This window comes from Streptacidiphilus fuscans (genome assembly GCF_015690355.1).
Classification (GTDB): Bacteria; Actinomycetota; Actinomycetes; order Streptomycetales; family Streptomycetaceae; genus Streptacidiphilus; species Streptacidiphilus fuscans.
Window position 1 is genome coordinate 103,121 of record NZ_JADPRT010000017.1, and the last position, 21,226, is coordinate 124,346.

16 protein-coding genes are annotated in these 21,226 nt (G+C 73.6%); 6 read left to right on the forward strand and 10 right to left on the reverse strand.

Annotated features, from left to right (window positions below; all coding sequences use genetic code 11):
- Positions 1-43 precede the first annotated feature (43 nt).
- Positions 44-742 carry a hypothetical protein gene (locus tag I2501_RS31630; RefSeq protein ID WP_196197750.1) on the reverse strand — a complete coding sequence of 233 codons (699 nt, stop codon included), beginning with the start codon at positions 740-742 and terminating at the stop codon, positions 44-46.
- Between the two features lie 220 nt (positions 743-962).
- On the opposite strand from I2501_RS31630, the gene I2501_RS31635 reads away from it, so the two are divergent.
- The 5 genes from I2501_RS31635 to I2501_RS31655 all read left to right on the forward strand — a co-directional run bounded on the left by I2501_RS31635 (position 963) and on the right by I2501_RS31655 (position 5,901).
- Positions 963-1,859 (forward strand): LytR/AlgR family response regulator transcription factor, encoded by an 897-nt coding sequence (locus tag I2501_RS31635; RefSeq protein ID WP_196197751.1) that lies wholly within the window; start codon positions 963-965, stop codon positions 1,857-1,859.
- 214 nt (positions 1,860-2,073) lie between these two features.
- Entirely contained in the window at positions 2,074-2,397 is a 324-nt protein-coding gene (locus tag I2501_RS31640; protein WP_196197752.1) for a hypothetical protein, read from the forward strand.
- Between the two features lie 58 nt (positions 2,398-2,455).
- Positions 2,456-2,869, forward strand: a complete 414-nt coding sequence (locus tag I2501_RS31645) for a hypothetical protein (protein WP_236047632.1) — start codon at positions 2,456-2,458, stop codon at positions 2,867-2,869.
- A 66-nt stretch (positions 2,870-2,935) separates the two neighbouring features.
- Entirely contained in the window at positions 2,936-4,681 is a 1,746-nt protein-coding gene (locus I2501_RS31650) for a sodium:solute symporter family transporter (protein ID WP_196197843.1), read from the forward strand.
- On the forward strand, positions 4,678-5,901 hold the full coding sequence (locus tag I2501_RS31655) for a sensor histidine kinase (RefSeq protein WP_196197753.1): 1,224 nt from the start codon (positions 4,678-4,680) through the stop codon (positions 5,899-5,901). Before I2501_RS31650 ends, I2501_RS31655 begins: the two co-directional genes overlap by 4 nt.
- Positions 5,902-5,950: 49 nt before the next feature.
- On the opposite strand, the gene eccB is transcribed toward I2501_RS31655, so the two are convergent.
- The 6 genes from eccB to I2501_RS31685 form a co-directional block, all read right to left on the reverse strand.
- Positions 5,951-7,408 carry a type VII secretion protein EccB gene (gene eccB / locus I2501_RS31660; RefSeq protein ID WP_196197754.1) on the reverse strand — a complete coding sequence of 486 codons (1,458 nt, stop codon included), beginning with the start codon at positions 7,406-7,408 and terminating at the stop codon, positions 5,951-5,953.
- A 58-nt stretch (positions 7,409-7,466) separates the two neighbouring features.
- The gene (gene eccD / locus I2501_RS31665) at positions 7,467-8,870 is read right to left on the reverse strand and encodes a type VII secretion integral membrane protein EccD (protein ID WP_196197755.1); all 1,404 of its coding nucleotides are present in this window, start codon (positions 8,868-8,870) and stop codon (positions 7,467-7,469) included.
- 76 nt (positions 8,871-8,946) lie between these two features.
- Entirely contained in the window at positions 8,947-9,495 is a 549-nt protein-coding gene (locus I2501_RS31670; RefSeq protein ID WP_196197756.1) for a hypothetical protein, read from the reverse strand.
- 86 nt (positions 9,496-9,581) lie between these two features.
- The gene (locus I2501_RS31675; protein ID WP_196197757.1) at positions 9,582-10,907 is read right to left on the reverse strand and encodes a S8 family serine peptidase; all 1,326 of its coding nucleotides are present in this window, start codon (positions 10,905-10,907) and stop codon (positions 9,582-9,584) included.
- Entirely contained in the window at positions 10,892-12,238 is a 1,347-nt protein-coding gene (locus I2501_RS31680) for a hypothetical protein (RefSeq protein WP_196197758.1), read from the reverse strand. The genes I2501_RS31675 and I2501_RS31680 overlap by 16 nt, the downstream gene beginning before the upstream one ends.
- 166 nt (positions 12,239-12,404) lie before the next feature.
- Complete coding sequence (locus I2501_RS31685) at positions 12,405-12,806, reverse strand: hypothetical protein (protein WP_196197759.1); 402 nt, start codon at positions 12,804-12,806, stop codon at positions 12,405-12,407.
- A 132-nt stretch (positions 12,807-12,938) separates the two neighbouring features.
- Between I2501_RS31685 and I2501_RS31690 the strand changes: the two genes are divergently transcribed.
- Positions 12,939-14,090 (forward strand): MinD/ParA family ATP-binding protein, encoded by a 1,152-nt coding sequence (locus I2501_RS31690; RefSeq protein WP_196197760.1) that lies wholly within the window; start codon positions 12,939-12,941, stop codon positions 14,088-14,090.
- 82 nt (positions 14,091-14,172) lie between these two features.
- Here I2501_RS31690 and I2501_RS31695 read toward each other — a convergent pair whose 3' ends face one another.
- The 3 genes from I2501_RS31695 to I2501_RS31705 all read right to left on the reverse strand — a co-directional run bounded on the left by I2501_RS31695 (position 14,173) and on the right by I2501_RS31705 (position 21,137).
- A complete protein-coding gene (locus I2501_RS31695; protein ID WP_196197761.1) occupies positions 14,173-14,718 on the reverse strand; it encodes a hypothetical protein in 546 nt (181 codons plus the stop codon).
- A gap of 150 nt (positions 14,719-14,868) precedes the next feature.
- Positions 14,869-17,772 carry a hypothetical protein gene (locus I2501_RS31700; RefSeq protein WP_196197762.1) on the reverse strand — a complete coding sequence of 968 codons (2,904 nt, stop codon included), beginning with the start codon at positions 17,770-17,772 and terminating at the stop codon, positions 14,869-14,871.
- On the reverse strand, positions 17,769-21,137 hold the full coding sequence (locus I2501_RS31705; protein ID WP_196197763.1) for a right-handed parallel beta-helix repeat-containing protein: 3,369 nt from the start codon (positions 21,135-21,137) through the stop codon (positions 17,769-17,771). The genes I2501_RS31700 and I2501_RS31705 overlap by 4 nt, the downstream gene beginning before the upstream one ends.
- Positions 21,138-21,226 lie beyond the last annotated feature (89 nt).

The window sequence follows — 21,226 nt, forward strand, 5'->3', positions numbered from 1 at the left end:
ACCGCCGACCACCGCCGCGCGCTCGAGACGCTGCGATCCTCCGTCAGCGCACGATCGACGACAGCGTGTGCAGCAGACCGGTCGCCTCCGTGATCTGCCAGGTGCGGGTGAACTCCCGGCCCTCGCACGTGGTGTCCGCCACGGACAGCAGCTCGAACATGCTGCCCCGCAGCTCCGGCCCGGGGCAGGTGGAGATCCGGTGCGGAAGCGTGGACTCGGTGACGAGCCAGCGGCCGGCGTCGATGCGCCCGAGCGAGATCTCGCAGTCGAGCAGGGCCACCGCCTCCGCCGTGGTGGCGGCGCAGCGGACCTGTTCCACCAGCGGCGCGCCCGCGTCCAGCGCCACCGCGCGGTCGCGCGCGTAGGCGAACCAGGAGCCGGACCTGATCAGCATGCCCCGGCGTCCGGTTGCGGGTTCCACCAGCGCCGCCGCGGCGGACGCGTCGGACGCGCCCTCGACCCGCGACCACGGTGACGTGCCGCCAGCCACCTCAACTTCATCAAGCGCGCCAACTGCCATGCTGTTGAAGTCGATCCGCGTCCGCGCCGAGGCCGCGACACCGCGCTGACGGGCGAGCGCGAGCAGGTGGTCGCGGTCGAGGCAGCTCAGTGGCGTGTCCCAGGTGGGGACGATGCCGTGGGGTCTGCTCAGGACGGAGAAGAACTGCGCGACATGGACGCCGACGACGCGCGCCCGGTCCGCACGCTCGCGCCGCCACACCCCGCCCCCTGGTACCTGCATCCGTCCCCCTCGGACAACTCGCACACATAGCACAGAGTCTGACAATTCACCCGAGCCGCTCGGACGACCAGCTCACGGTGCTCCACGGATCGCCACCCCGATCGCGTTCACCCTGAGTTAATGTCCTTTACTAGAACTTGGGAAACCACGGGCCGCCAGGGCCGTCCGCATCGATCCGGGCACTCGTCGTCAGCGGCTTCGCCCCGTACACTCCGGCTCCATGCTGCAAGTTCTGGCCGTCGAGGACGAGGCGCCACTGCTGGAGGAGCTCCTCTACCTGCTGCGCGCGGACACGCGCATCGCGCGGGCCGACGGCGTGTCCAACGCCACCGACGCGCTGCGCCGGATCAGCGCGGCCGTGGAGGCCGCCCCCGACAGCGACGACCGGGTGGACGTGGTCTTCCTGGACATCAACATGCCGGGCCTGACCGGCCTGGACGTCGCGCGCCTGCTCGCCGGGTTCGCCGCGCCGCCGTTGGTCGTCTTCGTCACCGCCCACGAGGGCTTCGCCGTCCAGGCCTTCGATCTCAAGGCCGTGGACTACGTGCTCAAGCCGGTCCGCCGGGAGCGGCTGACCGAGGCGATCCGCCGCGCCTGCGAGCGGCTGGATGCCGGACGCGCGACCCAACCCGCTGCTCCCGCGGCGCTCGCCGCCGTTCCGGCGAGCATGGCCCAACCGCCCGTCGCCAGCCAACCGCCCGTCGCCGCCCAGCCGCCCCTTGCGGCCTGGCCGGCCCGGCAGAACCGGGAGGTCGTCGAGGCGCCCAGGGCCCAGATCTCGACCCCGGACCAACTGCCCATCGAGCTGGGCGGAGTGACCCGGTTCGTCCCGATCGACGAGATCACCTACGTCGAGGCCCAGGGCGACTACGCCCGGGTGCACACGGCCACCGGCAGCCATCTGGTGCGCATCCCGCTGACCACGCTGGAGGAGCGCTGGAGCGACCGCGGCTTCATCCGGATCCACCGCAGTCACCTGGTGGCGTGGAAGCGCATCGACGAGATGCGTCTCGACGGCACCGCGCTCAAGGTGCGCATCGGCGACGTGATCCTGGCGGTGAGCCGTCGCCACTCCCGCGAGCTCCGCGAGCTGCTGGTGAAGCGCACCAAGCGCTGACGGGGAACGGTGCTTCGCCGACGAACCCGTTCGGCGAACCGTTCGGCGTGCGCCAGTTGCCATTCGGCGCACGTTTACCACCATTCACGGACCCGGCCGTGCCCGAGGCACGACGGGCCGCCGTCCGCAGGGCTAGCGTGGTCCCACCCGCTGAGCGGGCTCAGGACAGCGGCACGCTCCGACCGCGCTGATCGGAGCATGGGCGGAGTCACCCGTGGGCGGAGTAGACGAACTGGTGGGCGAGCTCCTCGGGATCCCCACCCTCGACCCGCGCGACCCCGCGGAACTGACGGCGCTGCTGGCCCGGCTGCGCTCCGCCGCCGCCCGCTGGTCCGACGTGCTGGGCGACGTCTGCGAGGCGACGCGCACCCTCGCCGAACCCGGCAGCGCCGCAGCCCTGGAGATCGCCTTCCGGCGCGCCGAGCAGTCCTACGTGGAGCTGGAGATCGCCCACGGAGCGGCCCTCGAACGACTCCCCCTGCACAAACTCCCCTCACACAGAGGGCGTGACGGCTCTGGTCGTGGCCCCGTCAGCTGAGTAAACTCCCTTTACCAGGAGCGAGGAACACACCGTTCCACACCGGGAAGGGGCTGCCATGACGCCGGAACCGGCCCCGCGCCCGGACCGTGCGGCGATGTCCGACCCGGCGTCGGCCCGGGTCGTCGTGACGCGTTCCTCGCATCGGCCGGAGCAGCAGCGCGGACGTGCTCCCCGCGTCGAGATCGACGACCAGACGACCCTGGGCAGCAGCTACCTGAGTTCGCTGATCCGCACGCAGATCCGCACGGCCCTGGTGGTGCTGATCCTGCTCGCGGTCCCGTCCGCGATCCTGCCGCTGGTGCTGGCGCACCTGCCCAAGGGCACCGGCGGGTGGGGCTCCCAGGCCGCGGTGGGCTGGCTGACGCTCGGGGTGGCGGCCTACCCCTTGCTGGTCGCCCTCGGCTGGTGGTACGTCCGTCAGGTCGACGAGAACGAGCGCGCCTTCGCGCGACTGGTCGACACCGACTGAGCACCGCCACCACCCTCTCCGGAGCCCCCCAAGGCTCCTGTTCGCACCTCGCCCTGGGAGACCCCGCTGAACCCCGCGTACACCATCCCCGCGATCGCGCTCGTGGTCGTCGCCACGGTGCTGATCGGCACGTTCGGCGTGCGGGTCGCCCGGACGACCTCGGAGTTCTACGTGGCCTCCCGCTCGGTCCGGCCGGCCCTCAACGCCGCCGCGATCAGCGGCGAGTACCTGTCCGCGGCCTCGTTCCTCGGGATCGCCGGGCTGCTGCTCGTCTACGGCACGGACATGCTCTGGTACCCGTTCGGCTTCACCGCCGGATACCTGGTCCTGCTGCTGGTCGCGGCGCCGCTGCGGCGCTCCGGCGCGTACACGCTGCCGGACTTCGCCGAGGCACGGCTGGGCTCTGTGGCCGTGCGGCGCATCGCCGCCGCGTTCGTGGTGGTCGTCGGCTGGCTCTACCTGATCCCGCAACTCCAGGGCGCGGGCCTGACGCTGGGCGTGCTGACGGGAGCGCCGCACTGGCTCGGCGGGCTGCTGGTCGGCGTCGTGGTGTTCGTGATCGTGGCCTCGGGCGGGATGCGCAGCATCACCTTCGTCCAGATCTTCCAGTTCTGGCTGAAGTTCACCGCGCTGCTGGTGCCGCTGGTCTTCCTGCTGCTCGCCTGGCAGTCGCACGGCAGCGGCACGCTGGGCCTGGACCGGCCGCTGCAGTTCCCCAGTGCCACGCGGGTGTCCTTCGGGGGAGCCGAAGACCTGACGCTCACCGCACCGGTCCGGGTCACCGCGACCGGTGTCGTCGACGGCCGCCACTACGCCGACCAGGCCGCCGAGCTGACGCCCGGGCGGCACCATCTCGACGCGGCCACCACGCTGACCTTCCCCGCCGGGGCCGCCGTCCCCGTCAGCGAGTCGGTCGCCAACGGCGGGGTGTCCAGCTCGCTCGCGAGCGGGCCTCGACCGCATCCGCTCTACAGCACCTACAGCCTGATCATCGCCACGCTGCTCGGCACCGTGGGACTGCCGCACGTGGTGGTCCGCTTCTACACCAGCCCGAACGGGGTGGCCGCGCGCCGCACCACCGTCGCCGTCCTCGGCCTGATCGGCGCGTTCTACCTGATGCCGCCGCTCTACGGCGCGCTCGCGCGCGCCTACCTACCGGGCCTGACCCTGACCGGCGACGCGGACGCGGCCGTGCTGGAGCTCCCGGTCCGCGCGATCGGCGGCGTCCCCGGCCAGTTGCTCGCCGCGCTGCTCGCCGCCGGGGCCTTCGCCGCGTTCCTGGCGACGGCCTCGGGGCTGACGATGGCGGTCACGGGCGTGCTCACCCAGCATCTGCCGAAACGGAAGCGTGAGGCCAACTGGTGGGTGCGGCGCTTCCGTTGGGCCGCCGCCCTGGCCATGGCGGTACCGGCCGCGTGCCAGGCGCTGGTGGGCGACCTGCCGGTAGCGGACTCCGTCGGCCTGGCCTTCGCGCTGGCCGCCGCCGCGTTCAGCCCGCTGCTGCTGCTCGGCATCTGGTGGCCGCGGCTCACCGCGCCCGGCGCGATCGCCGGCATGCTGGTCGGCGGCGGCGCGGCGCTGGTGGCGATCGCGCTGACCATCACCGGCGTCACCGGCTCCGGCTGGCTGTACGCCCTGTTGTCCTCGCCCGCCGTCTGGACGGTGGCGTTGGGCCTGTTCACCACGGTCACGGTCTCGTTGGCCACCCGGCACCGGATCCCGCCCGGCACCGGGGCCTTCATGACCCGACTGCACACCCCCGAGGGGCTCTCCGCGCACTCCAGCCCCGCCGTTCCCGGAGCACGCCGATGACCGCGCTGACCCTGACCGCCCTCGTCACCGCCCTGGTCGCCCTCGGCTGCGGTGTCGCCCTCGGCCGCTGGAGCTCGCGCTGCGCCCACGGGACGCGCGACAGCGATCTGGGGACGCCGACCGAGGCCGCCACCTTCTTCACCCTGCACACCGCCTCCCTCGCCGCCCCGCCACTGCGCGGCGGCCTGACCGTGGAGTCGGCCCGCAAGGCGTCCCGTCGACTGCGCGCGCTGCTCGGCACCGAGGCGCTCTGCCTCACCGACCGGGAGCAGGTGCTCGCCTGGGACGGTCCGGGCCTCGCCCACCACGGCGAGCTCATCATGGAGCAGGTCGCCTCGGTGCTGGCGACCGGCCGGGGCAAGGCCTTCCCGACCCGCTGCCGGGTGGCGGACTGCACCCTCCAGTGGGCGGTGGCGACGCCGCTGGCCGTGGACGACACCCAGCAGGGCGTCCTGATCGCCTTCGCGGAGCGCGAATCGGCGGTCCTGGTGCGCGCGGCGGGCGAGGTGGCCCGCTGGGTCTCGGTCCAGCTGGAGCTGGCCGAGCTGGACCGCTCGCGCACCCGGCTGATCGAGGCCGAGATCCGCGCGCTGCGCGCCCAGATCTCCCCGCACTTCATCTACAACTCGCTGGCCGTGATCGCCTCCTTCGTCCGCACCGATCCGGACCGCGCGCGCGAACTCCTGCTGGAGTTCGCCGACTTCACCCGGTACTCGTTCCGCAGGCACGGCGACTTCACCACGCTGGCGGAGGAGCTCCACTCGGTCGAGCAGTACGTCAACCTGGCCCGCGCGCGCTTCGGCGACCGGCTCCAGGTCAGCCTGGAGATCGCCCCCGAGGTGCTGCCCGTCTCGCTGCCGTTCCTCTGCCTGCAGCCGCTGGTCGAGAACGCCATCAAGCACGGGATGGCCGACCGGACCGAGCCCTGCCTGATCACCGTCACCGCCCGGGACTCCGGACCGGACGCCGTCGTGGAGATCGAGGACGACGGCGTCGGGATGGACCCGGAACGCCTGCGCCGCATCCTCGACGGGGAACGGCGGGTGGACTCCGGCATCGGGCTCTTCAACGTGGACGAGCGCCTCCGGCAGGTCTATGGGGAGGACCACGGCCTGGTCGTGGAGACCGCGATGGGGGCGGGCATGAAGATCACCGTGCGGGTTCCCAAGTACCACCGGGGAGTTCAGGCGTCCTGCGCCGCCACGCCCGCCGTCGGGTGACGACGGGCGCAGCGGACGCGAGCTCTCCGTGCGTTCACGGACAGGCAGCTCACGGACAGGCATGCGACTGCTGGGCCGCCTCCTGCACCACGCCGCCGTTGCCCAGCAGCGTCGGGTCCAGGCTGGGCCCGGTCGGCAGAAAGCCGAGCACCCCGTCGGGGACGGCGGCCGGGACCACCGCGCCGTAACCGAGCGTCTTCGCCACGTCGGCGGACGGGAGCGGGTACTTCACCCCGGTGTCGGTCACCAGGTACTCCGTGGCGCCGCTGCCGCCGCCCGCCACCGCCCGCACCAGCGCGCCGCCGCCGGCGGGCACCGAGATCGCGTCGGCGGCCGTGCACGACGCCGCGACTCCCGGCATCGGGACCGGCGGCGTTCCGGCCACGGACTGCGCGTCCGCGATGTCGATCGTGGTCACCGGACTCGCCGCGCCGGGCGCCACGTCCGCGCAGACGGCCTGGCTCTGGTCGGCCGTCACCAGCGTCGGCGGCGTGGCGGGCAGTCCGGCGGCGGGCAGTCCGGCGGCGGACTGAGCGCCTGCGGCCAGATGCACGGCCAGGTCCTCGGGGCCGAGCGGCAGCAGGGTGACCGCGCCGCCGTGGTAGGCCTGCTGCTGGGTGTGCGGGTCGCCGCGCAGCAGGTCCAGCTGGGTCGTCGTGAGCGGCACCAGACCGGCCGTGGTGAGCAGGTACTGCCCGCCGCTCGGACCGGAGAAGAGCTGGCCGATCCGGGTCCGGGCCCCGGCCAGCACCGGACCGGCGCTGCCGCGATCCGCCACAGCGGGCGGCCCCAACTCAGGCCCTGCGGGCAGGGCGTCGAGGAAGTCGGCGGCCACCGGGGTCGGCGCGGTCTGCGCGTAGCCGAGGGCCTGCAGCGCGCTGTCGGCGGTGTCCACAGTGAGCCGCTGGCCGTCCCAGAGCAGCGAGACCGTGCCGTCCGGAGTGACGACGAGCGTCCCCTGACCGGCGGTCAGCGGCATCCCCGCCTGGCCGCGGCCCACGGACAGCACCGTCTGCGGCACCGTCGCCGTGGACGTGCCTGGCTTCTGCACCCCGCAGACCGACCAGGCGCCGGAGACCAGCCCCGTCGCGGCGGGCAGGCCGTCGGGGGCTCCGACGATGCCGACGGGCGCGCCCATCGGCAGGTTCTGGAGGGAGGCCAGGCTCATCTGCTGAACCGCCATCTGGTCCCCCTCCAGCAGTTTGGCGCTGGCCTCGTTGAGGACGGGATGCAGCGCGCCGCCCGTGCTGAGATAGCGAGCGCCCGTCTCGTTCACGACGACGAGCGTGCCGACCTTGGGCAGCGCGGTGGCGGCGGCCGGGGAGATCAGGCCGAAGACTCCCAGGCCCGCCGCAACGGCCATGCCCAGCGCCACACCCACCGAGGTCCCCCGGGTGGTACGGACGTGCGGGGCGTCCGGCGCGTCCGGCTCTCCCCGCTGCATGCCCGAGGCGAGCCTGCTCATCACGAACAGGTGCGCCTGGACCTGATCGCGTCTGGACTGCATCTTTCCTCCTCAGACCTAGCTCTCTGACCTGCCCTGACTCACCGACACGGCTGCGCGCTCAGCCGCCCAGGCCCCTGGCCTTGCCGAAGAGGCCGATGCCCCACAGGGCCAGCGGCACCAGACTCACCGCCGACAGCGTGTGCAGCAGGTCCGCGGCCCGGCCCCAGTAGGGCAGCAGCCGCTTCCCTGGCACCGTCCAGGCGACCACCAGCAGACCCGCCGCGAGCGGAACCAGCACCGCCAGCTCGCCGACGCGCTCCGCCGGCGACCCCCGCAGCGCGGATCCGACCGCGAGCAGGGCCAGCCCGTACAGACCCGGCAGCAGTACGCAGAGCCGCTGCCGGCTGCTGCCCTTCACCCGCGCGTCCAGCAGCAGCAACACGCTCAGCGTGGCGGTGTACGCGTGCGCGCCGGTGCTCGGCGCGGTGGCCGCCAGCGAGAGGCAGGCGACAAGGGCGGCAGCGCCCACGAGTTGGAAGGAGAGCAGGTAACCGTCCGCCACCAGCGCGCGGTTGAGTACACCTTCGGCCTCGAACGGCTCGATGTCCTCCTGGAGCTCCTCCGCGTTGCGCGGCAGCGCCGGAAGCCGCAGACCCGACAGCCGGAAGGAGAACGACGGCATGACAGCCCCGAGGAGCACCACGACCACGCCGACGACCAGCGCCGTGTCCGGCACCGCGAGTCCGGCCAGCGCCAGGGCCCCGGCGACCACGCCGAGCAGGGCGAGCACGACCGTCCCCAGGAAGATCGGCGCCGAGCCGCCGACCGCGGCCAGCGCCAGCACCGCCGCCCCGGCCGCGGCGGAACCCGCCGCCAGCAGCCGCGAACCGGTCAGCGCCAGCCCCGAGGCCCCGACGGGCAGCAGCAGACCGGCCATGGCGAGGTAGGGCACGGCCAGCATGCCGAGCGCGGTACCGGCCAGGGCGTCCCCGACGCTCCGCGCCGCCGCCAACGCCGCGCCCAGCAGGAGCAGCGCGGTCAGCGCCGCCGCCGACGCGCGCAGCGCGTGCGGTCCCGGCAGCGTCAGCAGGGCGAGCCCACCGGCGAGCGCCAACACGCAGAAGCCGAGCGCGGCGTGATGCGTCAACAGCGGACGCCAGCGGGCGCGTCCCCCGCGCGCCGAGGCCTCGGACTGCTCGGCCTCGGTGTCGAAGCGGACCTGCGGCAGCGCCTCATGACTCCGCCGCAGGTGGAGCTCGTCGCCGTCGTGCAGCTCCAGCACCGCCAGCGTCCGGTCAGGGCTCAGCGGTTCGCCGCCGAGGCGCTGGAGGATCCACTCGTCCGGCTCGCCCGCGCCCTTCTCCAGCGTCGGTCCGGGAGTCGCGTAACCGGGCGCCGCGTAGCCGAGCACGGTCGGCAGCACGTCGGCGAGCTGGACGTCCGTCGGGACCGCGAGCTCGAAACTCCCCTCGGACGTCCGGAACCGAAGGCGGCACAGTCCGGCCACCACACTGCTGCTCACGGTCTCCCTCTCCTCTTCCTCTGGCTTCGCTCGGGCCCCGTCAGTGGCCCCGTCAGCGGCTCTGTCAGTGGCTCCGTCAGAAGCCGCTGCTGGTCAGCGTCGTTCCGCCGGACGTCGTGGTGCTGCCCGACGTCGTGGTCCGTACCGGCGCGGGCGCGGGCGCCGGCGCGTCCGGGCCGGACGCCGTGGTGCTGACCCGGCCGGGACCGCCGGCCGTACGGCCGAGGCCACCGGCCGTCGTCCGCACGGTGGGCCGGTCCTCCAGGACCTCGGTCGGCCGGGCGGCGGGGATGTCTCGTTCGAGCCGCTCCAGGCGCAGCACCAGGGTCCGGTCACGCCGGTCCCCGGGACGGTCCCGGTCCTTGCTGCGCACCAGCTGGCTGGTCACGCCGCCGCTCTCCTGCCAACGGGACTGCACGGCACGGATGTTGGGGTGCCACTCGCCGTCGATCCGGTGCTCGACGGCCAGGTCCCAGCTGTCCTCGTCGACAATCTGGCTCTCCCCCGCCGTTCCGGGAACGACGATGGTGCGGCGGCTGCCCCGGACGGTCACGACGGCCCGTTGCGGCCGGTCGCCCTCGACCGCGGTCACCGTGATCCGACAGCGTCCCTGGTACCAAGCCATGATCAACTCCTTCGCGGCATACGACCGTCACCGGATCCGGTTCCGGACGCCCTGATGGATGGAACGGCCCGCGACGCGGTCCGGGTTCAGACCTCGCGCGCGGAAGCGGAGGCAGCGGCGCCCGGCGGCACCGGCCCCGTCCGCCAGCCGCGCCTGCGGGCCCTCGGCAGTGCCAGTCCGAGCGCGCCCGCCACCAGGACGACCACCAGCGCGCCCGCCCCGACCGTCAACGCCGAGTCCTCGGCACGGGAGTTGTCGACGACGACCGGCCGCGTCATAGCGTCGGCCTGGGTACGACGAGGGCCTGCCGACGCCGTCACTCCAGCCTCGCCGGGCAGCACGTCGGTGACCGCCGCCACGGGGTCGACCGTCCCGTAGCCGACCTGGGGATCCGGCAGTGCGGTGCCCGGGTGGTACGCGGTGGACTCCAGGCGGGAGCGCAGCTGAGCCACCGTCAGTTTCGGCTGCGCGCCCAGCACCAGCGCCGCCGTTCCGGCCACCAGAGCGGCGGCGTAGCTCGGGCCGGTGGCCGTGAAGTACCCGGCCCCGCCCGGGCCGAGGCTCATCACCTGGTCGCCCGGAGCGGCCAGGTCGACCCGCTGCACGGGCGTGCTGCCCTGCGGCGTGCTCCCGCTCGGCGCGAGGTCCGCGACCGAGAGCACGCCCGGGTAGGCGGCCGGATACACCGGACTCTGGTTGCTCGCCTGCCCGCCGCCGTCGAAGGCGTCGGGCGCCACGATCAACGCGCCCTTGCTGGTGGCGTAGGCAACTGCGGCGGCCAGCGCGGACGTTCCGGCCTGCACCGGCACCGCGACGTCGACGACACGCGCGCCGCCGTCCACGGCCGTGCGGATCCCGGTGGCGAGCACGTCCCCGATGGTGATGCCCGTCTGGTCGGTGACGCCGACCGCGAGCACCTTCGCCGCCGGGGCGATCCCCGCGAACCCGGTGCCGGACCGGCGGGCCGCGGCGATCAGGTCCGCCACGAAGGTGCCCTGGCCGATGCAGTCCTGCCCGGAGGTGGTGCTGCCCCAGGCGCGCGCGCCCAGCGCCAGCCGCCCGCCGAGCACCCCGGCCGTGTCCTCCACCCCGGAGCCGACCACCGCGACGGTGACACCCGCGCCCTCGGTCAACGGCCAGACCAGGTCGGGCCGGAGATAGGCCTGCGCCCACGGGACGCGGTCGCTGACCGCGGTGGACGGCTTGCGGCAGCCGTCCTGCTGGATGTTGCTGTCGGTCTGCGCGAGTCCGGGCAGGCTGGTCGGATCCGCGGACGACGCCGAGGACGCGGACGACGGCGCGGAGGCGTCGGCTGCCGCCGTTGCGGCCGGAGCGAACAGGAGCACACCGCCCAGCGCCAGTGCCGTCAGCCGCGACCGGCCGTTCACCAGGCCGTTCACGAGGCCGTGCACGCGGCCATCACCGCGTCCGCGGCGTGGTGGGCGTAGGTGACGGTGTTGCCGCTCCAGTCCTGGCCGCGGGTGTGCAGCATCACGGCGATCTGACCGTTGCTCACCGGGAAGCTCCCGGCGTTCACCCACTGGCCTCGCTGGTCGATCTGAGTGATCGAGAAGGAGCCGATCGTGCCCGACCCCGCCGCGAACTGGTTCTGGACCGTGTAGTAGGTCGGGTCGCCGCCCACCTGCTCGATGTTGCCGCTGGCGGGGATGTAGACCGAGATCTGGCAGTTGCCCCGGGTCACCGCCCCGGTGGAGAAGGTCCACACCGCGGAGTTGCCGTCGTCGGCGCTCGCGTTGCCGGACATCGGGACGGCGGTGAAGGTGCCGTTGCAGCCGTTTCCGGACAGGCCACCCGAGTAGTTCTTCCAACCGGTGGTGCCCTGGTTGAACCAGCCGTTCGTGGTGAAGCCGGTTCCGCCGCCCGAACACCCGGGGCCCGCGACGGAGTTGTAGGTCGCCGGCTGCGGGTGCGAGCCGCCCCCGCCACTTCCACCGGAACCACCCGAGCCGCCGGAGCCACCCGAGCCACCGGATCCGCCCGATCCGTTCCCCGCACCGGAGGTGTGCCCGGAGCCGCCGCCCTGCGGCGCGGACTGCGACCCGCCGCCGGACGTGGAACCGCCCCCGTGGGACGGCGCCGACCCGCCGCCGGAGTGGCCGGGCGTGTGCGGCGCGCTGCTCGACCCGCTGCCAAACGGCGCGCCTCCGACGGGAGCGGCCGAACTGCCGCCGCCCGGGACGAACCCGGTGCCTCCGTTCGGCTGCGTGAAGCCCGCGGGCGGCTGGTGCGGCGGCGTGCTCGGACCGCCGGCCTGCGGACTGCCGACGTGCATCAGCAGCAGCGGAAGCGTGACCAGCACGACTCCGGCCGTGGCCGCCGCGGCGATCAACGGCTTGGAGAGCCGCCCGGACTTCCCGACGGAGGCCACCCGCGTCCCCGCGACGGCCTCCAACTCCGTGGGCGCCTGGGCCAGTTCGACCCCCTCCGCCGCCTCGGCCGCCTGGGCACCGACGGCGGCTTCGGACTCGGCCTCGGCGGGGAGGTCCGGCACCTGACCCTGCGTCAGAATGGACAGGCCCGACGCCTCACCCGACTCGGACTCGGACTCGCCCTCGGGCTCCGTCTCGGCCACGGCCTCGGTTACCGCCTCGGCCTCGGGAAGAGCCGGAGCGGCGGGCTGCTCCTCCGGCTCCGCCATCTCCCAGGCCACCGTCGGCAACTGGTAGGCACTTCCGGCCTCCCCCGCCGACCCGTTCGCGCTACCGTGCCGCTGCGTCTCCACGTCTGGCTCCCGTGTTCACTCGTGCGCTGCGCGCGTGCGCGCCGCTTCGACTGGCTGTTCCCGACACCCCACTCGACGGGCGGGAACAGCAACGGGGTTCAACGAGGTTCAGCTTTGTTCAGCCCTCCATGCCTGTCCGGTCGCGCTCCGCTTCGGCTCCGCTGCGCTACGCCTCAGCTCGCCGCTCGGCCAGCGCCAGAATGAGTTCTTGCACGCCGTCCTCGCCGAAGCGCTCGATCAGCAGTGCCACCCACCGCACCACCTCGCGCCGCTCGCCCTCGGACCAGCGGTGGGCGGACGGATGCTCGTCGACGACCAGCGCCTCCGCGACGGCCGTCAGGCCCTCGTCCGGCACGGGACGCACCGAGCCGCTGAGCCCGCGCTGCGCCAGCCTCCGGGCCTCGCGGACCACCGTCCGGGCGTCCGCCTCGGGCACGGGCAGCGCGGCGGCCGGGTCCGGATCGTGATCCGCTGCACCGTCCGCGAGCAGGGCGGCGACGAAGGCCCGGGTCTCCCGGGTCTCCGGCGTCTCGGGTACCTCCGGGCCGACATCCACGCCGTCCAGCATGCCATCCCCTGCGCCCGCCGGTCCCGGAACAGTCGTCGGAGTGCTGAACCCGCCGCAACCGGCCCACGTGTTCCAGTCGGGCACCCTTTTGCACTCTTGCTTTGCACGCATGCCTCGTGCCGGGAGGATTCGATGACCGAGGGACAGCAGGGCGGCGGAGCCGTCGTGCACTGTCATGACGCGGACCTGGACTGGGAACGCGCCCCCGACTACACCCCCGAGGACTGGGCCTCCCGACGCGAGCTCGCCGAGCAGACCATCGAGCTCCCGAGGACACCGGACGTCCAACCCGCCGCGCCCGCGTACCAGCCCGCGCCTGCGTACCAGCCCGCGCCCGCACCGGAACCGCTGGCCGAACCGCTGCCCGAGCCGCTGCCCACCTCGGCCGCCGTCCCGGCCCCGCTCTCGGACGAGCAGCTCGTGCGGCGTCAGTCCAGGAGGACGGACTGGGGACGCCGCCTGCGCCTTGGTCGTGGCGCGGGCGGCGCGGAGCACCAGCAGAAGCTGGAGGCGATCCGGACTCCCCTGCACCGCTGCCACCGGATCGCCGTGATCAGCCTCAAGGGCGGCGTCGGCAAGACCGCCACCATCCTCGGCCTCGGCTCCCTGCTGGCGCGTGAGCGCTCGGACCGGGTGATCGCCGTGGACGCCAATCCCGACGCGGGCACCCTCGGCCGCCGGGTCCGGGCCGAGACCGACCGCACGATCCGCGACCTGGTCACCGCCCTGCCGTCGGTCTCCACCTACATGGACCTCCGCGCCTTCACCTCCCGGACGCCGAGCGGACTCGAGGTCCTCGCCAACGACGTCGACCCCGAGGTGTCGACCGCGCTGAACGACGCCGAGTACCGGCAGGTCATGCAGACGCTGAGCAGCCAGTACCGGCTGGTCCTCACCGACTCGGGGACCGGCCTGCTGCACAGCGTCATGTCCGGTGTGCTCGACCTGGCGGACCAACTCGTCGTCGTGGCCACGCCCAGCGTGGACGGCGCGGGCAGTGCCGCCACGACGCTCGACTGGCTGGAGGCCCACGGCTACGGCCACCTGGTGCGCCGGGGAGTCGTGGTGGTCTCGTCCGCGCGCGACACGTCCAGGGCCGTGCACCTGGATTCGCTCGTCACCTACTTCGGGAGCCGGTGCCGCGCCGTCGTGGTGGTGCCGTTCGACAAGCACCTCTCGGTGGGCGGCCGGGTGGACCTGGACCTGCTCCAACCGGCCACCGGGCAGGCCTTCTTCGACCTCGCCGCCCTCGTCGGCGAGGAGATGGCGCTCACCGGCGGCTAGCGCCGCGCCGCCCGCACGCGTACGGGCCTCCCGCGGTGGCGCTGACACCACCGCAGGAGGCCCGCTTTCTGCGCGTCAGGTCTCAGGCACGCCGACGGCTGCGTCGGGTGCCGACCAGGAGGGCCACGCCGAGGCCCGTGACCGCGAGCGCGCCGACGCCGATGAGCGCGGTGTCACCGGCGCCGGTCTCCGCCAGCTTGCCCCCGGAGGGCGGGGACGCGGGGGTGGTGGGAGCAGGCGTCGGCACGGCCGTGTGCGAGGGCGTGGAAGTCGGCTTGGGCGTCGGCGTCGGCTTCGGCTTCGGCTTCGGCTTCGGGCTCGGCGTGCTCGACGAGCACAGCGAGACGTCGCCCACGGTGAGCGAGGCCGTGGCGTCGGCGATCGCCAGGTGCCAGACGTCACCGGGGCCGGTGTAGGGCACCGTCACCTCGATGACCGACTTGGCCTTGATCACGCCGGTGTACGAGGACGCCGAGCTCGCCGAGCCCGCCTCGGTCAGCTTGTAGGGACCGCTGCCCGTGTAGTTGTTGTGCATGTAGAGCTCGACGTGCGAGGCGTCGGGACGGCATCCCTCGGTGAGCGTCGCGTCGCCCTTGTGCCAGGCGAACGCGGTCCCGGTCCCCAGCATCGTCAGAAGTGCAGCCGCGCCCATGACTCCGGCTGCCTTTATTGTGCGCAATGTCTCTCCCTGTCGCAGTGATGTCCCGGTCTCGGGCAATCGGTTCTACGGGGCCGTGGGCCCCGCTGGTTCACCGCTCTGACGGTCACTCAGAGTCGGTCAGGTCGCTCGGAGTCCCTTGGCCACGGCCGAGAGCGGCACGCAGCGGAACTCCGGCACGACCGGCGCGACGGTCGGCGGAGCGGCGACGGCCCCCGGGCCGAACTCCACCACCGAGACCGGCGCTCCCAGCAACCGTTGGAGCCGTTCCGCGAACGCGCCTCTGCCGTCCGCGCATCCGGTCGGCACCGCCAGCTCCACCGGGCGGCCCGCCGCGCCGACGGCGAGGACGAGCTGTGCGAGCGTCTCGGGGTGGATCTCCAGCTCACGGGCCCAGTCCACGCTCGGCGTCAGGCCGAGGCTGATCCGCAGCCGCCCGTCGGCAACTCCCGTGAAGCGTCCGGGATAGCGCCACACGTCGGTGCCGTGCGGCGGGCGAAGCCAGAGCCCGACGACGGTGCCGAGCGGATCGAGCGCGACCTCCGTCCAGTCGGCCCAGGCCGCGCAGGCCCGCCAGGCCCGCGTCGCCCGCGCGACCACCCCCACCTCGGGACGGTCCGCCGGCTCCGCCCGCAGCGCGACCGGCCCGACGAACTCGTCGAGCAGCGTCACCGGACCGCCGGTCGCCGACACCGGGGCGCCGATCCACCGCTCCGGGCGGGCCGTTCGGTCCAGGGCGAGCTCCGCCTCGGGCGGGAGGGCCGTCCGCTCCAGCGTTCCGTCGTCGTTGCGGCGGCCGTCGGTGACCGACGCGACCGCGACGGGAAGCCCGTCCAGCAGCTCGGGCAGGACGGCGAGCAGTGCGCTCCAGGCCGCCTCCGGGTCGGGCAGGCGGCGGAGCACCGTGTCGACCGGGGCGAGGTACAGGTCCCCGTCCCTGGCCAGGAGTTGCCAGCGCAGGAAGGTCAGGCAGCGCGCCAGCACGTCCGGAACCGCCTCGGCCGGGACCGTGCGCGGAGCCGTGGGGCACTCCGGCAGCGCATGCGCCCAGCTGCCCTCGCTGCCGTAGTGGCGGGCGCGGTCGCAGGGTGGCAGGTCGTCGCTGGGCATGCCGAGGAGTTGCAGGACCGTGTGGTGGACGCGACCGGTCCGGCTCGGCGCGACGTAGCGCAGCGCCTGGTCGCTCTGGCCGACGTACGGCTTCGCCATGGTCCGGACGCCGCCGAAGAGTTCGGGCTGGGTACGGCAGTAGTTGATCCGGGCGCACTCGATCCAGAGCGCGAGCGCCGGATGCCCGGCCGGGGCCACCACGATGTCGTTGCAGACGCCCTGGCCCGCGAGCGGGTTCATGGTGAACCCGTGCAGCGACCCGGCGATCCGGTCGAGGAAGTCCGGCAGCGGCTCCTCCGGATCGGCCGTCCCGTGCTCGTCGCCGCAGAGGACGACGTCGCCGTCGACGTAGGCGCCGCCGAGGCGGGAGACGATGTCGACGCGCAGGTGGTCGCTGGCGGACGCGTATCCGCGCGGCAGCTGCTTGGTCATCTCCAGCACGAACGGCGCGTGGAGCCGCATCGGGGCCCCGGCGTGGAAGACCTCGTGGATGCTCACCAGGTGGATGCCATTGTCCACCGCCCAGTCCAGCATGGAGCGGACCTCGGCCGACCCCGACGGCCGCGCGCGCTCCCCAGGCCCCTGCTCCCGCGCGTCCCGTGCCGCGTCGAACTGTGCGCGCGGGACGTCGGTCCAGACGACGAAGTCGACCTTCCCTGCGTAACGGCGGGCGGCGCGTGCGTAGTTCTCCCGGAAGACGGTGGTGCTGGGCATCGGCCCGCCCACCCAGATCCCGTGCACGACGTGCGGGATCGCCGTCGTCTCCGCCAGCAGCGGCGCTCCGCTCCCCCGGGCGCGGCCCCAACGCCGAGCCTCCGCCGTGCGGGTGGCAACGCTGACAGAGCCCGCGTCGGCGGCGAGCGCCTCCGGGGTGAGCTCGTCGGCGCTCGGCGCGGCACGGGTCAGGCTGATCCGGCGGAGCAGCGGCGCGACGTGCGCGGCGGGCAGCGAGCCGATGTCCAGGCCGTCGAGAAAGGACGGCGGCGGGGGCAACGCGCGCAGGCCGAACGGGTCACCGGCCAGCCAGGCCTCCTGGACCGCCTCGAACTCCGGGGCGTGGAGCTGGTACTGGGTCAGCCGACGCAGCCAGGTCAGCAGTGCGGGATCGCCGGGCGGAGCGGGCGCGCAGGCCGGAGCGGTACCGTCCGACAGCCGCTCCCGCACCTGCTCGACAAGCTCGGCCGCGCGCCGGAGGCGGCGTCTGCGGGACGCGCCGATCCGGCTCCGGACGGCGGCCCGCGCCGAGCGTTCGAGCGCCGTGGCCCGCGCCGGAGAGGCCCCGGGCGCACTGAGCCGCTCCGCCAACCTCTCCGCTGCGCACACGAGTTCGGGCAGGCGCCGGTCCAGCTCCGCCGCACCGGCGCGGGCCACGGCGGCGCTCCGCGCGCGGGGCACCAGCGTGAAGAGCTCCGACGGCGGGGCGGCAGGGCGCTCGGCGGCCACGTCCTCCTCGGCAGCACCGTCCGTCAACGCTGCGGCGATGCACCGCACCCGGGCGACCGCAGCCGCTGCCGCGACCGCCCGCCCCGCCAGGTCGTCCGGCAACTCGCGCCCGGCGGGCAGCAGTTCGAGCGCCTCCCGGACCAGCTTCGCCTCGTGGCGCTCGGCGCTCTCCGGTGCGCCGGACTCCAGCAGCCGGGTCAGCCGCTCGCCGTCCGCCAGCATCCGCGCCACCTCCGGCGGCACCGGCCCCTCGCCGTCCGAGAACGCCGCGCCCACGGCCGAGTTGACCGCCGCGCCCGCCTCCCGCCCGCGGTCCTTCAGCCGCGGCAGCACCTCCGCGAGCGCCACCGCCCACGCCACCGTCGCTGTAGCCGTCGCCGTCGCCGTCGCCGTCGCCGTCGCCGCCGGACCGTCGGCCCGGTCCCACGCGAGAGCAGGAGGAGCTGCCGGGACCGCCGAGGCCCTGCTCATACCGCGCTGCCCACGGGCTCCGTCGGAAGGTCCGCGGGGAGCAGCAGGCTGAGCTCGCTGACGTCGTCGATGTCGAGCTTGCTGAGCCGGCCGGCCTGACGGGTGATCATCGCCTCCAGGATCTGCCGCGCCGTACGGCCGTTGCCGAAGGTGCGGTCGCGCGGGAGCTCGGCGAAGAGCCCGCCGAGCGCCTCGACCGTCTCGGGCGCGCAGACGTAGCCGGAGGCCGTCGCCATCGACTCGACGATGGTGACCAGTTCGTCGTCGCTGTAGTGCTCGAAAACGATGTTCTGCGAGAAGCGGGACGCCAGGCCGGGGTTGGAGGCCAGGAAGTGCCGCATCTCGTCCTGGTATCCGGCCACGATCACCACGACCTCGTCGCGGTGATCCTCCATCAGCTTCATCAGCGTGTCGACGGCCTCCTGGCCGAAGTCGTTGCCGCCGCCGTTGCGCGGCGTCAACGTGTAGGCCTCGTCGACGAAGAGCACGCCGCCCCGGGCCCGCTCGAAGGCGTCCTTGGTCAACTGTGCGGTGTGGCCGACGTACCGGCCGACCAGGTCGGCGCGGGCGGTCTCGACCAGCTGGCCGCCGGGCAGCACGCCGAGCTCCGCCAGGATCTGGCCGTAGAGCCGGGCCACGGTGGTCTTGCCGGTGCCGGGCGGTCCGCTGAAGACGCAGTGGTGGCTCATGGTCGCGGTGGCCAGACCGGCCTCCTTGCGCCGGTTGATCTGCTTGACCAGGTTGACCAGGTCCTCGACCTGCTGCTTGGCCGCGCTCAGACCGATCATCGCGCGCAGTTCGTCGAGCAGCTCGGTGGTCCGCTCCGCGCCGACCGCGCCCACCGCGCCGACGGGCTGCGTCAGCGCCTCGGCCGCCGCCACGCTCACGTCCAGGGGCAGCAGTTGGACCATGTCGCGCGGCCCGATCTCGGGCAGCGTCGCCAGGCGGGAGGCCTGGCGGTCGACCATCTCCTCGAAGACCTTCCTTGCGGCTCGGCCGTTGCCGAAGTCAGGGCCCTTGGGCAGCTTCTCCAGGTGGAAGGCCAGCGCCTCGCGGGTCTGCTCGGCCAGTTCGTAGCCGTGCTCGACCGCGGCCCGCTCGACGATGGTGGTGAGCTCCTCGACGGAGTAGTTCTCGAACTCCACCGTGCGGCTGAAGCGGGACGCGAGGCCCGGGTTGGAGTCGAGGAAGCCCTGCATCTCGGCCGAGTACCCGGCCACGATCACCACCACGTCGTCGCGGTGGTCCTCCATCAGCTTGACCAGGGTGTCGATCGCCTCGCGCCCGAAGTCCGGGCCGGAACCGCCGCCGCCCTGGGAGAGGGTGTACGCCTCGTCGAGGAAGAGCACGCCGCCGAGGGCCTTGGTGAAGACCTCCGTGGTCTTGATCGCCGTGCCGCCGATGATCGAGGCGACCAGGTCGGCCCGCGCGACCTCGACCAGGTGGCCGGAGCGCAGCACGCCGAGCTCGGCGAGGATCGAGCCGTAGAGGCGGGCCACCGTCGTCTTGCCGGTGCCGGGCGGTCCCGCGAAGATCAGGTGACGGCTCATCGGGAGCGAGGGCATGCCCATCAGCTCCCGCCGCTTGGCCAGCTTGTTCAGGTTGACCAGGGTGTTGACCTGCTCCTTGACACCGTCGAGGCCGACCAGCCCCTGGAGCACGGCGATCGGGCCCTCGGGGTCGACCCGCTCCTCCTGCCCGGCGAGGCTCGTCGCCTGCACCAGCGTGCCGTCCGCCGACGCGTCCTCGGCCTCCGCCGTCGCCTGGCCGAAGGCGTCCGGCACGCCGTTGTCCTGGCTCTCCACGTTCTCGACCGACAGCCGCTCGCTGGGCTTGCTCTGCCGCAGACCGGAGCCGCGGTTGCCGGTGGCGGTCCAGTCGATGATCCGGACCGGGTCGACCGAGTCGATCCGCAGGCCGTCCATCTGGTTGTCCAACGCCTCGCACGCGGTCAGACTCGCCCGTGCGCCCGCCGCGAGCAGGAAGCCGTGCCGTCCGTTCCCGCGGGCCCTGGTCCGGGTGGCGGAGGCTTCGCCGCCGTCCTCGACGACCAGGCCCTCCTCGCGGGAGTGGGACAGGTCGCAGTCGCGCAGCGTCGCCTGCGCGCCGCCGCCGACGCTGACGCCCGACGTGCCGGCCTCGCGCACGGTGGTGTTGCCGACGTAGGCGTTGGCCCCCTCCGCGAACCGGATGCCCGACTTGCCGGTGGCGGTCACCTCCGAGGACTCCAGCCGCCCGCGCCCGTCCCGGCGCACCTCCACGCCGTGACCGCGCACGTCGGAGACGCTGGCCCGGCGCAGCAGGGGGTTCGCCCCCTCCTGCACGACGACGCCCTCGCCGGGGATGTCGCGGACCTCCAGCCGGTCGAACTCGGCCGCGCTGTCGCCGGTCAGTTCGACGCCCGCGTCCTTGCAGTCCCAGACGGAGAGGCGGGTGAAGGCCGGGCTGGACGCCTCGCCCACCCAGACGCCGACCCCGTCGGCACCGCTGACCTCGCACTCCTCGAAGCTGCCACGGGACTTGGCGGTGACATGGATCCCGTGGCCCTTGGTGCGCCCGGTGCGGCAGCGGCGCAGCACCGGATCGGTCCCGCCGGACAGGGCGATCCCGTAGCCGCTGCTGGCGGTGACCGAGCAGTCCTCCAGGACCGCGCGCCCCGCCGAGCTGATGTAGACGCCGAGCGGCGCGTCGCGCACGGTCGTCCGCACCACGCGGGTGGAGCAGCGCTCCTCCAGGGCGATGCCCGGCTTGTCCGTCGCGGAGATCTGGCAGTCCTCGATGCTGCCCCGGGCCTCGCCGTTGGCGCAGACCCCGTTGCCGCGCGCGTCACGCATCACGGTGCGGCGGATCACCGGATTGGCGCGCTCCCCGATGACCACGGCGGAGGTGGCCAGATGCTCGATCACGCAGTCCTCGACCACGCTGGTGCCGGAGGACGTCTCCACCAGGCCCGCACCGGCCGGGTTGACGATCCGGCAGCCGCGCATCGCCAACGCGCCCTGCTGGCGGGTCAGTACGGCGGTCCAGGCGTTGCCGATCACGTCGCAGTCCTGCAACGCGGCCTGGCCGCGCGGGACGTCGAGGGCGGGCATGTCGTCGTCACGGCCCTGCAGCACCAGGCCGGTGAGCTGGACCGCGTCGGCGACCACCTGGACGACCGGGCCACGCTCGGGGGAGATCCGTACGCTCCCCCGGGGCTCCTCGGCCGTGATGGTCACCATCTTGGTGATGACCAGGCTCTCCTCGTACTGCCCGGGGCGCACCGAGATCACCGCGCCGCTGCGCGCCGCCTCCAAGGCCTCGCCGATCGTGCGGTAGGAGCCGTTTCGCTGCTCCGCGCACACCGTCAGGATAGGGCGCGACATGCCGGGGTTTCCCTTCGTCGGGGCGGACTTCGTCAGGGCGTGATCCGTCAGGGCGCGATCTGTCCCGTCTCCCGGTTCCACGGACGCGG